The 15,633-nt window shown below is 60.0% G+C and carries 14 protein-coding genes; 4 read left to right on the top strand and 10 right to left on the bottom strand.

From position 1 onward, the window contains the following. Positions 1–79: 79 nt before the first annotated feature. Both ACI3K0_RS17675 and ACI3K0_RS17670 read right to left on the bottom strand, forming a co-directional pair. Positions 80–1,141 (bottom strand): LacI family DNA-binding transcriptional regulator, encoded by a 1,062-nt coding sequence (locus ACI3K0_RS17675; RefSeq protein ID WP_404945826.1) that lies wholly within the window; start codon positions 1,139–1,141, stop codon positions 80–82. A 108-nt stretch (positions 1,142–1,249) separates the two neighbouring features. After that, positions 1,250–2,167 carry a LysR family transcriptional regulator gene (locus ACI3K0_RS17670; RefSeq protein WP_404945825.1) on the bottom strand — a complete coding sequence of 306 codons (918 nt, stop codon included), beginning with the start codon at positions 2,165–2,167 and terminating at the stop codon, positions 1,250–1,252. A gap of 131 nt (positions 2,168–2,298) precedes the next feature. On the opposite strand from ACI3K0_RS17670, the gene ACI3K0_RS17665 reads away from it, so the two are divergent. Next, entirely contained in the window at positions 2,299–3,474 is a 1,176-nt protein-coding gene (locus ACI3K0_RS17665) for an acyl-CoA dehydrogenase (protein ID WP_148143144.1), read from the top strand. A gap of 60 nt (positions 3,475–3,534) precedes the next feature. Here the strand turns inward: ACI3K0_RS17665 and ACI3K0_RS17660 are convergent, their stop codons facing one another. After that, entirely contained in the window at positions 3,535–4,449 is a 915-nt protein-coding gene (locus ACI3K0_RS17660; protein ID WP_404945824.1) for a GNAT family N-acetyltransferase, read from the bottom strand. A 597-nt stretch (positions 4,450–5,046) separates the two neighbouring features. Here ACI3K0_RS17660 and ACI3K0_RS17655 point away from each other — a divergent pair. The 3 genes from ACI3K0_RS17655 to ACI3K0_RS17645 all read left to right on the top strand — a co-directional run bounded on the left by ACI3K0_RS17655 (position 5,047) and on the right by ACI3K0_RS17645 (position 8,479). Beyond that, positions 5,047–5,643 (top strand): cupin domain-containing protein, encoded by a 597-nt coding sequence (locus ACI3K0_RS17655; protein WP_404945823.1) that lies wholly within the window; start codon positions 5,047–5,049, stop codon positions 5,641–5,643. 166 nt (positions 5,644–5,809) lie between these two features. Beyond that, on the top strand, positions 5,810–7,246 hold the full coding sequence (locus ACI3K0_RS17650; protein WP_404945822.1) for an NAD-dependent succinate-semialdehyde dehydrogenase: 1,437 nt from the start codon (positions 5,810–5,812) through the stop codon (positions 7,244–7,246). A 126-nt stretch (positions 7,247–7,372) separates the two neighbouring features. Continuing rightward, entirely contained in the window at positions 7,373–8,479 is a 1,107-nt protein-coding gene (locus ACI3K0_RS17645; RefSeq protein ID WP_404945821.1) for a DNA alkylation repair protein, read from the top strand. 228 nt (positions 8,480–8,707) lie between these two features. On the opposite strand, the gene ACI3K0_RS17640 is transcribed toward ACI3K0_RS17645, so the two are convergent. The 7 genes from ACI3K0_RS17640 to cysP all read right to left on the bottom strand — a co-directional run bounded on the left by ACI3K0_RS17640 (position 8,708) and on the right by cysP (position 15,575). Next, on the bottom strand, positions 8,708–10,798 hold the full coding sequence (locus ACI3K0_RS17640; RefSeq protein WP_404945820.1) for a DEAD/DEAH box helicase: 2,091 nt from the start codon (positions 10,796–10,798) through the stop codon (positions 8,708–8,710). 166 nt (positions 10,799–10,964) lie between these two features. Next, on the bottom strand, positions 10,965–11,378 hold the full coding sequence (locus tag ACI3K0_RS17635) for a DUF2442 domain-containing protein (RefSeq protein ID WP_404945819.1): 414 nt from the start codon (positions 11,376–11,378) through the stop codon (positions 10,965–10,967). Then, positions 11,371–11,571, bottom strand: a complete 201-nt coding sequence (locus ACI3K0_RS17630) for a DUF4160 domain-containing protein (RefSeq protein WP_404945818.1) — start codon at positions 11,569–11,571, stop codon at positions 11,371–11,373. The genes ACI3K0_RS17635 and ACI3K0_RS17630 overlap by 8 nt, the downstream gene beginning before the upstream one ends. Before the next feature lie 94 nt (positions 11,572–11,665). Beyond that, entirely contained in the window at positions 11,666–12,688 is a 1,023-nt protein-coding gene (locus ACI3K0_RS17625) for a sulfate/molybdate ABC transporter ATP-binding protein (RefSeq protein WP_404945817.1), read from the bottom strand. Next, positions 12,685–13,563, bottom strand: a complete 879-nt coding sequence (cysW, locus tag ACI3K0_RS17620; RefSeq protein WP_404945816.1) for a sulfate ABC transporter permease subunit CysW — start codon at positions 13,561–13,563, stop codon at positions 12,685–12,687. Before cysW ends, ACI3K0_RS17625 begins: the two co-directional genes overlap by 4 nt. A 4-nt stretch (positions 13,564–13,567) precedes the next feature. Continuing rightward, complete coding sequence (gene cysT / locus ACI3K0_RS17615; RefSeq protein ID WP_112458887.1) at positions 13,568–14,392, bottom strand: sulfate ABC transporter permease subunit CysT; 825 nt, start codon at positions 14,390–14,392, stop codon at positions 13,568–13,570. Between the two features lie 199 nt (positions 14,393–14,591). Next, entirely contained in the window at positions 14,592–15,575 is a 984-nt protein-coding gene (gene cysP / locus ACI3K0_RS17610; protein ID WP_404945815.1) for a thiosulfate ABC transporter substrate-binding protein CysP, read from the bottom strand. Between the last annotated feature and the right edge of the window lie 58 nt (positions 15,576–15,633).

Below are 15,633 nucleotides of genomic sequence, written 5' to 3'. Positions count from 1 at the left end.
GCACACTCCAAAAATACAACCGGACGATCCATTGGGACGTCCATATACACGAGAGATTGAGGAGAAAGGATAAGGGTTTTCACCTACCATCCTTCCGAGCATGCGCGGCAGCAGCCACAACCGAATGCATCGTCGGACCGGTCGATTGCCGGATCACCAGCTTCATCGGCACACCATCACAATCCGGCCTCGCGGCGATCATGCTGCCGGCTGCGGCCTCACCGTTTCCAATCGCGTGACCAAGAGCCTCGACCGCACATTCCGCAATCGTCGCAAGGTCCTGCCGCAAGGTCGTGATCGGCGGCATAACGACAGATGACCAGACAAGATCGTCGAAACCGCTGACACTGGCCTGAAGCGGAACGTCGATACCGTCACGCTGCAATTCGGTGAGGGCACGCAGGGCCAGAAGATCATAAACGGCGGCAAAGCCGGTAAACCCGTCGGCCACCCGGGCAGAGAGACCGAGCGCGCAACCCACTCCCTGCGAAGCCTCAAGATCTCCCACCCACAGGGTCTCGCAGCAAACATCCTTGCCGAGACCGGCCTTCAGGCCGCCGATCCGGTCATTCTGCACATTCGATTCCCGGCTATGGGCGATCAGCAGCACCTTCCGGTGCCCGAGAGACGCAAGATGACGCCCCATCTGCACGCCGCCGTCCCAATGGTCGGACGACACGGTGTTGCCGGGCGTCGAGGGGCTATCGATGATCGCCACGGGCGTGCCTATGTCCGCGATCCGCGATCCACGACGGGGAACGACGATCATCCCGTCGACACCGCGTTCGATCAGGCGGCCGATTGCCGCCGTCTGCTGGGCAATCTCTCCGCGACTGTCGGCAATCAACACGCCGAACCCGGCAGAAGCCGCCGCCTGCTCGATTGCCTGCGCGATCTGCGGAAACAGTGGATTGGAGATATCCGGCAGCACCAGCCCGATAACGCCTGTCCGCCCCGTTCTGAGCGCCCGCGCTGCATGGCTCGGCACATAACCAAGCTCCTCCGCCGCCTGCCGGATTTTCGCTGAAAGCTCGGCGGAGACCCGCCCCTTGCCGGAAAGCGCATTGGACACGGTTGCCGAGGACACACCAAGGGCGGCGGCAATTTCCGTCATCGTCGCTGGCGTCCGACTGACACTCATCGTCCTGCTGCGTTCCAAGATGATTAATCGTTTAACCAACTATACCCGCACACATGCCAAATGTCGAGCGCAACACAACCTTTCATATAGAGTAATGCACAGCCGTTGCTACCAGGCCACGATTTCCTGCCGATAGCGCGCCACTTCTTCCATCAGCCATGCCCGAAAGGCGACAACCGGCGGAAAACCGGCCTTTGCCTGCGGCGCGACCACGTAATAGGCGCTGGGACTGACCACCTGATGCGGAAATGCTTCCACCAGCTGCCCGCTCGCCAGTTCCGTATCGATCAGGAAAAGCGGCATCAGCCCGACACCCAGGCCGGCAATACAAGCCTGCGTCACGCTGCCGAATTGTTCGAAGCGCATGCCCTCGCTCATGCTGCCGGCAATCCGAAGGCTCTCGAACCAGTGCTTCCACCCGCCCGGTCGTGACGCCATATGCAGAAGCGGCAGCCGCAACAGATCTTGCGACTGCACAACCGGATGAGAGCTGAGAAAGGCGGGCGAGCAGACCGGCGCCACCATCTCGTCCATCAGGAAGATACATTCGGCACCCGGCCACTCGGGCTGACCGACATGGATCGCCATATCGATACCGTCCAGGTCGAAATCGAACACCCCGATACGGGTGGCGAAATTCAGCGTTATCTCCGGATGCCGCGCAACGAAACCCGGAATTCGTGGCATCAGCCAGCGCGTACCGAATGTCGGCAGGATCGCCAGGTTGAGCTGGTCGCTATGTCGTTTGGTCATGGCATGGAGCGATGCCGAGCGGATCTGCGAGAGGGCGCCTGCAATCGCTTTCGCAAATTCCGCACCCGCCGATGTCAACACGACGCCACGGCTGGTTCGGTCGAAAAGCAGCACGCCCAACTGCTCTTCCAGCCCGGAAACCTGCCGGCTTATCGCCCCTTGCGTCAGCGAAAGCTCGTCTGCCGCAAGCGAGAAACTGCCCAGCCGAGCAACGGAATCGAAGGCGGCAAGCGCCGAGGTGGAAGGCAGGAGTTTTCGCGAAAGTTCTTTCATGGCCTATTACTAACCCTCATGACACTGTGAGTAAACGGGCCTTGCGACAAACGACCACAGGACGATAATCTGCACGGGAAATTGCTTGGCGATTGAGACACCCGTCCCGTCCAAAAACATCGGAGACCCCCTTGGCCTTTATCTGGAACGACCCCTTCCTCATCGAAGATCAGCTGACCGAAGAGGAGCGTATGATCCGCGACGCGGCTGCCGCCTTTGCCAAGTCCGAACTCCTGCCACGGGTCGAGGAAGCCTATCTTGAGGAAAAGACCGATGTCGGCCTGTTCAAGCTGATGGGTCAGACCGGCCTCCTCGGCGTCACGCTTCCGGAAGAATATGGCGCAGCCAATGCCTCCTACGTCGCCTATGGCCTCGTCGCTCGCGAGATCGAACGGATCGATAGTGGCTACCGCTCGATGATGAGCGTCCAGTCCTCGCTGGTCATCTATCCGATCTTCGCCTACGGCTCCGACGAGCAGAAGAAGAAATACCTGCCCGGCCTCGTCTCGGGCGAACTGATCGGCTGTTTCGGCCTGACAGAGCCGGATGCCGGCTCCGATCCCGGCGGCATGAAGACCCGCGCCGAAAAGATCGAGGGCGGCTATCGCCTGCGCGGCTCGAAAATGTGGATTTCCAACGCACCGATCGCCGATGTCTTCGTCGTCTGGGCAAAATCGGAAGCTCACAACAACGAGATCCGCGGCTTCGTTCTGGAAAAGGGCATGAAGGGCCTCTCTGCCCCCAAGATCGGCGGAAAACTGTCGCTGCGCGCCTCGATCACCGGCGAAATCGTCATGGATAGCGTCGAAGTCGGCGAAGACGCGCTTCTTCCAAACGTATCAGGCCTCAAAGGTCCGTTCGGCTGCCTCAACCGCGCCCGCTACGGCATCTCCTGGGGCGTCATGGGCGCAGCCGAAGATTGCTGGTTCCGCGCCCGCCAGTATGGCCTTGATCGCAAGCAGTTCGGCAAGCCGCTCGCCGGCATGCAGCTCTACCAGAAGAAGCTTGCCGACATGCAGACCGAAATCACACTTGGCCTTCAGGCCAGCTTACGCGTCGGCCAGCTGATGGACCAGCATCGGATGGCGCCGGAAATGATCTCCATCGTCAAGCGCAACAATTGCGGCAAGGCGCTGGATATCGCTCGCCAAGCCCGCGACATGCATGGCGGCAACGGCATCCAGGTCGAATATCACGTCATGCGCCATTCGCAGAATCTGGAAACGGTCAACACCTACGAAGGCACCCACGACGTCCACGCCCTCATCCTGGGCCGCGCTCAAACGGGCATTCAGGCGTTTTTCTGATCGACGCCAACGACGCAAGTAATTTCACACTGAAGCCCGGCCGCCTTGCGAGCCGGGCTTTTACGCGTTCGGCTCGATCTGGCCCGTTGGCGGCCGGTTCCGGCCATTCAGCACGGGCCGCCATTTCATCATCCGCCGGATTGCCGCCCTCTGCTCCGCATTAGAAATTGCGTGAACCGTCCGGTAGAAGGAATAGACGAGATAGGCAGGCAGCAGAACCGCTGCACCCTTCAATGTCAGCGGCACCCGATATTGAATCCGGGTCGTCCACGCGTTCGACCACCGTTCCTTGTAGTCCATGCGCAGTATCCGCATGTCGAAATCCAGGCCATGCTCGAAACACCAGCGCACCGTATCCTCGATGATCAGCATGCCTGGTGAATAACGTGAATAATCGGGGTCAAAACTGGTGGTCAAAAGCTCGACGCGCGTGCGGTCGATCATGGTCAGGAACGCTGCTATCGGCTTGCCGTCCAGCGTAAGGCGAAAGAGTCCCACACGCCCCAGCTCGCCGCGCTTCATCGAAGCCGCCAGAAAAAACGCACGCGCCTCGCCCTTTCCAAGCCATGGGCATGACTTGTCCATGCGACGGAGCCAGCGTCGCTTCTCCTCGATCACCCAATCGATCGTCTCGACGGAACTGGCATAATCTTCCGGAAGTTCGAACCGCAGCTCACCAAGTTTTTGAAGTCTCTTGCGCCCCTGCTTCAGGTTGGTGCGGAATTTGGAAGAATAGGACGGGAGCAGATCATCGAGGTTTTCCACGCCGCGCCGTTCGATCATGTAACTATCCAACGGATTGGGAATTTGAAAGGCGCCCGTTCTTTCCAGCAGCTGCCGCACGGCGCCATCCTGTTCAACAAACGGCACCTCGATGATATCAGCCATCGGACGCAGGAGCGCCATCAACTCCCTGCAGATTTCGGCCGCATTCATATCGGGCGCTATCAGCGGATCACCATATTCCTCATGCATGCCGCACCCCAGCGGCTCGAGACGGGTCGCAGGGCCTAGCCTGTTTCGCTGGAACGGCCAGACCGCAACAAGCCGACTATCAGACCAGATAGTCGCGCATATCAACCGGTCACCTGCAGAAGCGTCCCTCGTCTCCCACCCGAGCTTTGCCCACTCAAAGGTCTGCGTGTAGTGGCACGTCACGACTGATCGCGCGAGGGCGTTCCACTCATCTTCAAGTTGAACGAAAGCCTCCACGCCGTCGACTAAAACAGAGCGCAACATCCGACCTCCCCTTCGGATTCACCGTGGGCCTAAATAAAAACCCATCTTGATTTAATCGATAACAAACAAACACCAAATAAACAAAGCATATTTAGGCGCATCACAAATACACTTTCGTGATTTACATTCATCAAACTGAAATAAAAGACAACTTACGAGCTGAGAGCGAGATTTCCTCAAATAATTGGAGAAGAAGACGACAACCGGTCTCAAGGCATGGAAACTCACAGTTCGCGCCGCTATTCGTCATTGGCCAAGGCGATGCGCCGGGTGTATCAACGCGATGCAGCTCAAAGAAAGCGATAAACACGCACAGGAAAGACCTCGCAAAGCATGCACGCAACGGATGAAGCGGGAAAAACCGTCTCTCAGAACGATACCGAGAACCAATTCGATGTCGGCGATCGCCTGCGCCTCGTGCGGCAGAGCTACGGTCTGTCGCAGCGGGCATTGGCGGTAAAGGCCGGCGTTACCCATTCGCTCGTATCACTGATCGAAAAGAACAAGGTCAGCCCTTCCGTCGCGTCGTTGAAGAAGATTCTTGAGGCGATCAACTATCCGCTGACGGATTTCTTTGCGCTTGCCCTGCCGCCCGTCGACCAGATTTTCTTTCGCGCCGACGAACTGACACCCTTGTCGAAAGGCCCGCTGACGCTGCTTCAGGTCGGCGATGCGAAATCCCATAGCGTCCAGATCTTTCACGAATTCTACGAGCCAGGCGCCGATACCGGCGAAACCATGCTAGCCCACGAGGCTGAGGAAGGCGGGGTTGTCGTCGCCGGCGAACTGGAAGTGACTGTCGGCAACCAGATCCGCATCCTGAAACGCGGTGATGCCTATTTGTTCAACAGCCGCCTGCCGCATCGTTACCGAAATATCGGCACGGAACGCTGCGAAGTCGTCAGCGCCGTTACGCCGCCCTATCTCTAATCGGCAGACCGCCAATCGTTAATCCAATTAGTATGACTTTTTTGACCGCACCGCCGGTTGATTGTCGGCAGTGATTGTCTTAACTCAGGCACCGGAACCCATCCGCCCCTTCTGCCCGCGGCACCCCGCCGCGCGACCTGACGTTTCAAAACGAAAGTGGACCCCCATGCAGACCTATCCCGACGTAAAGCTTTTCATCAACGGCGAATGGCGCGATGCCATCGGCGGCGAAACGATCGAAGTGACCGATCCGGCCACCGACGAAGTGATCGGCAAGATCGCCCATGCCCGCAAGGCGGACCTTGATCTCGCGCTTCAAGCCGCTGACAAGGGTTTCAAGATCTGGCGTGACACGGCTCCCTTCGACCGCTCGAAGCTGATGCGCAAGGCAGCCGACATCCTGCGCGAACGCGCTGATGCGATCGCCTGGCTGATGACCCGCGAACAGGGCAAGCCGCTGGCACAGTCCAAGATGGAAATCATGGGTGCAGCCGATACGATCGACTGGTTCGCCGAAGAGGCACGCCGCACCTATGGCCAGATCATCCCGGCCCGCTTCTCCGGCGTCGCCCAGATGACCATCAAGCAGCCGGTCGGCCCGGTCGCAGCCTTCACCCCGTGGAACTTCCCGATCAACCAGATCGTCCGCAAGCTTTCCGCAGCCGTTGCCACCGGCTGCTCGATCATCGTCAAGGCCCCGGAAGAAACTCCGGCATCGCCTGCCGAACTGATCCGCGCCTTTGCCGATGCCGGCATCCCGGCCGGCGTCATCGGCCTCGTCTACGGCATCCCGGCTGAAGTATCTGAATACCTGATCCCGCATCCGGTCATCCGCAAGATCTCGTTTACCGGCTCTACCCCGGTCGGAAAGCATCTGGCAGCGCTTGCCGGCAAGCACATGAAGCGCGCCACGATGGAACTCGGTGGTCACGCTCCGGTCATGGTCTTCAACGACGCCGACCTCGACAAGGCGATCGAAATCAGCGCCATGTCTAAGTTCCGCAATGCCGGTCAGGTCTGCGTATCCCCGACCCGCTTCCTGGTTCAGGATGGTATCGCCGACAAGTTCCTTGACGGTTTCGTCAAGGCTGCCGAAGCCATCAAGGTCGGCAACGGCCTGGAAGCGGATACCATCATGGGCCCGCTTGCCAATGAGCGCCGCATCCCGGCCATGGAAGCGCTGATCCAGGACGCAGTCTCGAACGGCGGCGAACTGAAGACCGGCGGAAAGCGCATCGGCAACAAGGGCAACTTCTTCGAACCGACGGTTCTTGCCAATGTCCCGACCACGGCCAAGATCATGAACGACGAGCCCTTTGGCCCGATCGCCATCATCAACCGCTTCTCCTCCTATGAGGACGCGATCACCGAGGCCAACCGCCTGCCCTTCGGCCTTGCATCCTACGCCTTCACCGGCTCGGTCAAGACCGCCCATGCACTCGGCCGCGAAGTCGAAGCAGGCATGCTGACGATCAACCACAACGGCCTCGCCCTGCCGGAAGTCCCCTTCGGCGGCATGAAGGATTCCGGCTACGGCACCGAAGGCGGCTCGGAAGCCGTCGCCGCCTATCTTGAAACCAAATACGTCACCCAGATGAACTGATCGATCCATCTGCGATCGCATCTAAAGAACCGGCTGGAGCCACCGCTCCGGCCGGTTTTCTTTTGGGCCTTGCCTGCATCAACGGAGTGGAATACGAAAACAAATAGTGAACATATGGATATAATGATGGCCGAGCCGGAAATGGAAACCGCCCCTCTCCTGAAGGAAATCTTCAACCGTGACCGGCTGAGCCATTTCGCCCGCGAGATCTCCACGATCCATCCGGCTTTCGATGGCGAGCGCTTTCTCCAATTTGCCTCCGAAGGACTGGACGATCTGAGTATCATGCAGCGTCTGCGGCAGGTCGCTGTATCCTTCCACGCGACATTACCCGGCCCCTACGAAAAGAACATCGAGATCCTCTGGGACCTCGCGCCACGCATCAACCACGGCTTCGCCTCGATCACCCTGCCGGAATATGTGGCGCTTTACGGTCAGGACCACTTTGACCTGTCGATGAAGGCGCTCGCCTTTTTCACCCGCTTCGGCTCATCCGAATTCGCCATCCGGCATTTCCTCTTGAAAGACATGCCGCGCACGCTCGCGATGATGCAGAACTGGTCGATGGACGAAAACGAGCATGTCCGCCGCCTCTCCTCGGAAGGCTGCCGCCCGCGCCTGCCCTGGTCTTTCCAGCTGAAACATCTGATCGCCGATCCCTCGCCGGTCACCCCGATCCTGGAAAATCTGAAAAGCGACCCGAGCCTTTATGTCCGCAAGTCCGTAGCCAACCACCTGAACGACATCACCAAGAATCATCCAGGCTGGGTTCTGACAAAGCTGTCGCACTGGGATCAGTCGGATGCTCGTACCGCATGGATCACCAAACAGGCGCTCCGCACCCTGATCAAGAAGGGCGACACGCGCGCGCTTCATGTCTTCGGCGCAGGCCACAAGGCGGAGATAAAGGTCGATACGTTCACGGTCACCCCGTCATCGCTCAGCCTCGGCGGCGCAGTTCATATCACGGCGAAACTCACTTCGACCGGCACCGCCCCACAGAAACTGGTGATCGACTACGCCGTCCATTACGTCAAGAAAACCGGCGGCACATCGAAAAAGGTGTTCAAGTGGAAGGAACTGACACTCGCACCCCATGCGGGCGCTGACCTCACCATCACCCGCCCCATCCGCAACTTCACCACCCGCATTCATTATCCGGGACGGCATGTGGTGGAACTTGTCGTGAATGGTGAGGTGCTGGGTGAGACCGCGTTTGAGCTAACGACTTAGGGATTTAGCGAATCCCGCTCACAGATGTGCGGAGCTTTACATATCAATGGCCCCCTCTGGCCTGCCGGCCATCTCCCCCACAAGGGGGGAGAACACCCGCCGCACGCGCCTGCCTCAAGCGAATATTGAGCGGCTGGGTTAAGCCCTCCCCCTTGTGGGGAGGGTTTGGGAGGGGCCTTTGCGGAGAAATGCCGCGCCATCGTTAAACTGACAGCCGGAAGCCGCCAGTTACTTCCGCTTCTCGAACCCGCCCTTACCGGCCGGCTTCTTCTTGAAAGGCTTGTCGCCATCGGCCTTGGCAAACGGCTTGTCACCAAAGGCCTTCTTCTTGAACGGCTTATCGCCAACCGGCTTGTCGCCGCTTTTCTTGGCAAAATCGCCCTTCGGCTTTTCGCCCCAGACGTCGTCGTCCATGCGGCGTTCGGCGCTGGCCTTTTCGCCCTTGGGCTTCCAGTCCTTACGCGGCGCATCGCCGAACGACTTGTCACCGTCCTTGAAAGGCTTCTTTTCGCGGAACGGCTTGTCACCAAAGGCTTTGTCGCCGCGCGGACCGTCCTTGGCGAACGGCTTGTCCTTGCGGAAACCATCCTTCTTCGGACCATCCTTCCAAGGCTTGTCCATCCGCGGACCTTCGCGCTTTGTAAAGCCCTCGTCGTCCGTGCCACGGGAGAACTTCGAAAAGTCGGGAGCGGCGTCCAGACGCGTCACGCGAATGCCGCGATCCATCATCTTGTCCTTGCCGAGCTTGGCCATGAACTTGTCGGCATGTGCCTCGGCAATCTCGACGAAGGTCTCGTCGGCCTGCATCTTGATCGCGCCGATCTCGTTCTTGCTCAAGTCACCACTCTTGCAGATCGTCGGGATCAGCCAGCGCGGTTCGGCGCGCTGCTTGCGGCCGACAGACAGCGAAAACCATACGGCCGGGCCGAAGTCGCCGCGCGGGGTGAGCGGCCGCGAGGCCGGATCGCCTTGGGCGCCGTCACGCGGCTTGCGCGCTTCGAGCGAAACCACGCTGACATCCTCCGGCGCGGAATTCTTGCCGCGATAAAGCGAGACGAAAGCGGTCGCGAGCTTTTCGGCGTCGAAACGCTCGATGAGCTTGGCGATCAGAGCCTGCTCGTCTTCATTGGTCGTCACTTCGGTGAAGATCGGATCAGCAAACAGACGCTCCTCGTCACGAACGGTCACTTCGTCGGCCGAAGGCGGGTTCGCCCATGTCGGCTCGACCTTTGCGCCGAACAGCAGGCGTTCTGCCTTGCGGCGCTGGGTGACCGGCACGATCAGCGCACTGACGCCCTTGCGGCCCGCGCGGCCGGTACGGCCAGAGCGGTGCAGCAGTGTTTCGGAATTGGTCGGAAGATCCGCATGGATGACGAGTTCGAGACCCGGCAGGTCGATGCCGCGGGCAGCAACGTCGGTCGCAATGCAGACGCGGGCGCGGCCATCGCGCATAGCCTGCAGCGCATGGGTGCGCTCGTTCTGGGTCAGTTCACCCGAAAGCGCGACGACGGAGAAATTGCGGTTGGAAAGCCGCGCATGCAGATGATTGACGGCCGCACGCGTGGAGCAGAACACGATCGCATTCGGCGCTTCGTAATAACGCAGCACGTTGACGATGGCGTTTTCACGGTCGGACGGCGTGACCAGCAGGGCACGATACTCGATATCGACATGCTGCTTCTGTTCGGCAGCCGTCGCGATGCGAACGGCATCGCGCTGGTAGCTCTTGGCAAGCTTGGCGATCGCGGCGGGAACCGTGGCCGAAAACATCAGCGTGCGACGTTCGTCAGGAGCGGATTCAAGGATGAATTCCAGATCTTCGCGGAAGCCGAGATCGAGCATCTCGTCGGCTTCGTCGAGTACGGCAACCCGAACCTCGGACATGTCGAGCGCGTTGCGGCGGATATGGTCGCAGATACGGCCCGGCGTGCCGACGACGATATGCGCGCCGCGTTCCAGCGCCCGGCGCTCGTTGCGGATATCCATGCCGCCGACGCATGAGGTGATCACGGCACCGGCTTCGGCGTAAAGCCAATCCAGTTCGCGCTTCACCTGCATGGCAAGCTCGCGGGTCGGTGCAATGACGAGTGCGAGCGGGGCGGCAGCGCGGCCGAAGCTGTCACGATCTTCGAGCAGGGTCGGCGCCATGGCAATTCCGAAGGCGACCGTCTTGCCGGACCCCGTCTGGGCGGAAACAAGCGCGTCGGACGTGGCAAGCGCCGGGTCCAGCATTGCCAGCTGCACGGGGGTCAGCGTCTCGTAACCACGCTTCTGCAAAGCCTTCGCGATCGCCGGAACGGCGCCGTTGATATCGGTCATCAATCTTGTCTTTCGGAATGTACCGCGCCTGCTGGCGCCTTGGCTGCAACGATCGCAGCCGAACGTTTGCGCCGTCCCTATAGGGTAAGCTGCAAAAAGTCAAAGCATGGGTGGTTTGCGCGGGAGAGGATGCAAGCCGCCGATCAGACGATACCGATCACAACCGTTACATTCCGGTGCTCGATTTCCTCGGCCGCCCACCTTTCGCGCCATTCGCCCGGCTTGCAGCAACCTTCACCTCAGAACGGGACTGGCCGCCGCGACTGCGCGCATCCATGAAGGACTTGCTGCCGAATATTCCGCTCATCAGACCTGCGATCGAATAGTCAAGATCGAGTGCCTCCCAATGCAAGCCGGTCTCGCCGAGCAAGACGACATCGGACAATTCCTCCGCGGTCGCCTTTTCCAGCCCCTCGATCGAGCGAGCCGGAAAGATGAAGGAAGCGCCATTGAGAAAATCGACGACAATCCGCTCGGAAGCTACATCGAAACGAACGGATGACGGCGACGGGCGTGCCTGACGCTCCGCCTGCCAGTTCAGTTTTGCCTGCGCGAGTTCTTCGTCACTAATCTCAGCCATGATACTTTCTCCATGTGTCGAGAAACAGTTGCCGGTTAGCCTCGATGACATCCACCGCCCGCCTGACATCCCTGTCGGACATTCCTCCCTGGGTGATTACAGACAGATTGACGATATCGATCCGTGCTTCGCCATCGCCGAAGACATGCGCATGCGCCGGCTCGTGGTCAGCCGTGTAGATGACAAATCGCATTCCGTACTGTTTCAGGACGGTGACCATCGCCGAGAATAACCCAACTACTTGGGAAACACAAAGGGGGCTCGCTGGAGCAGAGTTGTAACGCCTGTCAGCCCGCAGCAAACGCCTTCGCCCGCCGCAGCGTCACAAACCCCGCATCCCCAGCCTTCACCATCCGCTCCGGCTCCACATCGAATTCCAACGCCTCGCCAGCGGCAGTTATCGCCAGCACGCGCCTGCCATCCGCGCGGTCGAGCACGCGGGTGATCTCCGCCGCAATCCCCGGCCCTTGCTCGGACCAGTCGATATCACTCGGACGCGCGTAAAGCTCGCCCCTGCCATCCGCCACATCCGCAGCCTCGACGGAAAGCCCGCAAACATAAGCCCGGCCATCCTTCACCTCGGCAGCAATCACATTCGCATCGCCCAGAAATTTCATCACAAATGCGGATTTCGGATCGCGGCACACCTCCTGCGGCGTGCCCTGCTGCACGATCTGCCCATCCTTCAGGATCACGACCCGATCGGCCAGATCGAGCGCCTCTTCCTGATCGTGGGTGACGAACAGCGTGGTGATCCCGAGTTCCGAATGGATCTCGCGCAGCCAGCGGCGGAGATCCCGCCGCACATTGGCATCAAGCGCCCCGAACGGCTCGTCGAGCAGCAGCACCTTGGGATCGACCGAAAGCGCGCGGGCAAGCGCCACGCGCTGCCGCTGGCCGCCGGAAATCTGTGCCGGGAACCGGTCGCCAAGCCCCTCCAGCCGCACCAGACGAAGAAGATCAGCCACACGGCTGTCGATCGCCGCCCGGTCGCGCTTCACCTTCGACACCTTCATGCCGAAAGCGATATTGTCGGCCACCGTCATATGCGGAAACAGCGCATAATGCTGGAAGACGAAACCGACGCCTCGATCGCGCACCGGAATGTCGGTCGCATCCTGATCACCGAAATGGATCGCGCCGCCATCGGCATATTCCAACCCCGCCACCATGCGCAGGATCGTGGTCTTGCCCGAACCGGATGGCCCCAAGAGCGCAACCAGCTCGCCGCTTTCGATATCGAGCGACACGCCCTTGACGGCCTGAAAGCCCTCGAAGGTTTTGACGACGTTTTCGAGGTGGATCTTCATGATGTTTTCTCTGCCGGATTTGTCTGTTTGCGGACACGGCCCGCACCCTGGCGCTCAAGCGCCACCTTGGCGATGATGGTGAAGACGGCGATCAACGCCAGGATCGAAGCGGCGGCAAAGGCGCCGGTCGCGTTATAATCGTGATAGAGCAGTTCGATATGCAACGGCAGCGTATTGGTCTGGCCGCGGATATTGCCGGACACGACCGAAACCGCACCGAACTCACCCATCACACGGGCATTGCAGAGAATGACGCCGTAAAGCAGCGCCCACTTCACGTTCGGCAGCGTCACAGAAAAGAAAGTGCGCCAACCCGAAGCGCCAAGCGAGGTCGACGCCTCTTCCAGATCGCGTCCCTGCGCCTGCATCAGCGGGATCAGCTCGCGCGCCACGAAGGGAGCGGTGACGAACATCGAGGCGATGATGATACCAGGCACGGCAAACAGGATTTTTATGTCATGCGCATCCAGCCACGGCCCGAACAGGCCCTGCAGGCCGTAGACGAACAGATAGGCGACACCGGCGACGATGGGCGATACGGAGAACGGGATCTCGATCACCACGAGCAGGAACCGCTTGCCCCAGAAATCGAATTTGGTGATCGCCCAAGCGGCGGAAATGCCGAAGACGGTGTTGACCGGCACGGCGATCAGCGCCGCAAGCACGGTTAGCATCACCGCATGCAGCGTATCGGGATGGATGACCGTATCGCGGTAAAGCTGCCAGCCCTTCGAAAACGCCTCGACGCCGATAATGACCAGCGGCGCAATGATGACGAAGGCGACGAGCACGAAAACGATGCCGATCAGCGAGCGGCGAAACAGCGGGGCATCACCGACGCGCGGCGGCTTGCGGCGGGTGGAAACTGTGCTCATGGCCTCACCCCTTCACCGTATAACGCAACGCCCGCGCCTGTAGCCAGTTGGTGACGGCAAGCATGAAGAAGGCGGCAAGCAGAAGCACCGAGGCGATCGCAGCAGCAGCCTGGTAATCATATTCTTCCAGCCGGATGAAGATCAGCAATGCGGTAATCTCCGTCGACATCGGCTGGTTGCCGGCGATGAAGATGATCGCGCCGAATTCACCAAGGCAGCGGGCAAAGGACAAGGAGACGCCGGCAAGAAGCGCAGGCGCAAGCAGCGGCAGGATGACCTTGCGAAAGATCGTCCAGTCCGAACCGCCAAGCGATTGCGCCGCTTCCTCCAGTGCCGGATCGAGATCCTCCAGCACCGGCTGCACCGTGCGCACGATAAACGGCAGCGAAGTGAAGCACATGGCGATCATGATGCCGATCGGCGTATAGGCGACTTTGATGCCGAAACCTTCGAGCACCGAGCCGAACCAGCCGCTATTGGCAAATAGCGCCGTCAAAGCAATGCCGGCAACGGCGGTCGGCAGCGCAAACGGCAGGTCCACCACGGCATCGACGATACGCCTGCCGGGAAACCGGTACCGTGTGATCACCCAGGCAAGCGCCAGACCGAAAAACAGGTTGAAGGTAGTAGCGCCAAGCGCCGAAAGCACCGTGACACGATAGCTCGCCATCGAGCGCGACGACGAAACGATCCGCCAGTAATCTTCGAACCCCAGGCTCGCGGCCTTGAAAGCAAGCGCCGCCAGCGGCAGCACGACGATCAGGCCGACATAAAACAGGGTCACACCCAGCGATAGCGGCAGGCCGGGCAGGACATTGCGTCGTCTCACGCGGTCGGTTCCTTAATTAGCAAAAGCCGGCGGAGGGGGTGTCCGCCGGTTAGAATAATGACAGGCCCGCCCCTTACTCGTCGTCATCCTCGGCCTTGTGCCGAGGATCTGCTGAGCCCAAAATTTGGCGAAGGCAGATGCTCGGGACAAGCCCGAGCATGACGGAAGAATTTGTGGCAAAACCTCTTGGTGAGGAAAACTATCGGCTGCCGTAAAGCTTGTCGAGCGTGCCGCCCGAAGCAAAATGCTCGGACTGGATCTTGCTCCAGCCGCCGAACACGTCGTCGACCTTGACCAGGCGGACTTCGGGGAACTGGCTCTTGAACTCGCCGGCGACTTTCTCGTTATGGACGCGATGGCCGAATTCGGCAGCGATCTTCTGGCCTTCTTCCGTATAGAGGAAGTCGAGATAGGTCTTTGCCAGCGCTTCGGTGCCGTGCTTCTTGGCAACCTTGTCGACAACGGCGACCGGGAATTCCGCAAGCAGGCTGACGGACGGAATGACGCTCTCGACCTTGTCCTTGCCGAACTGCTTTTCGATGCCGCGGGTTTCGGCTTCGAACGTGATCAGCACGTCGCCCTGGCCGCGCTCGACGAAGGTCGTCGTTGCCGCACGACCGCCGGTATCGAAGACAGGAACGTTATCAAAAATCTTGGTGATGTAGGCCTCGACTTTTTCCTGATCGTCCTTGTACTCTTCCTTCGCCCATGCGGTGGCGGCGAGATAGGTGTAGCGCGCATTGCCCGATGTCTTCGGGTTCGGGAAGACGGCATGCACGTCGTCACGCGCCAGATCGGCCCAGCCCTTGATGTTCTTCGGGTTTCCGGCGCGCACCAGGAAGGCCGGGAAGGAATAGAAGGGCGAAGCGTTGTTCGGGAATGCCTTAGTCCACTCGGTCGAAACGAAGCCCTGCTTGGCAAGGAAATCGATATCGGTCGACTGGTTGAAGGTCACCACGTCGGCCTCAAGACCTTCGACGATCGACCGCGCCTGCTTCGACGTGCCGGCATGCGACTGGTCGATGGTCACGCCCGGATGGCCCTTCACGAAGGCTTCGTTGACGGCAACGAACAGTTCGCGCGCAACGTCGTAGGATGCGTTGAGCAGCTTCTGCTCCTGCGCGAAAGCCGGCTGGACGAAAAGGGCTGCAATCGCAGTGCCGAGAATGAGGAGGCGTTTCATCAGGTGTCTCCGAAAAAGGGCCGAGAATGAGGGTGTGGGGAAACTATCGGCAGGCATG

It is taken from the genome of Rhizobium sp. ZW T2_16, assembly GCF_044987325.1.
GTDB lineage: Bacteria > Pseudomonadota > Alphaproteobacteria > Rhizobiales > Rhizobiaceae > Neorhizobium > Neorhizobium cellulosilyticum.
The sequence above is the reverse complement of the archived record's forward strand: the minus strand, read 5'-3'. Positions and strand labels throughout refer to the sequence as shown.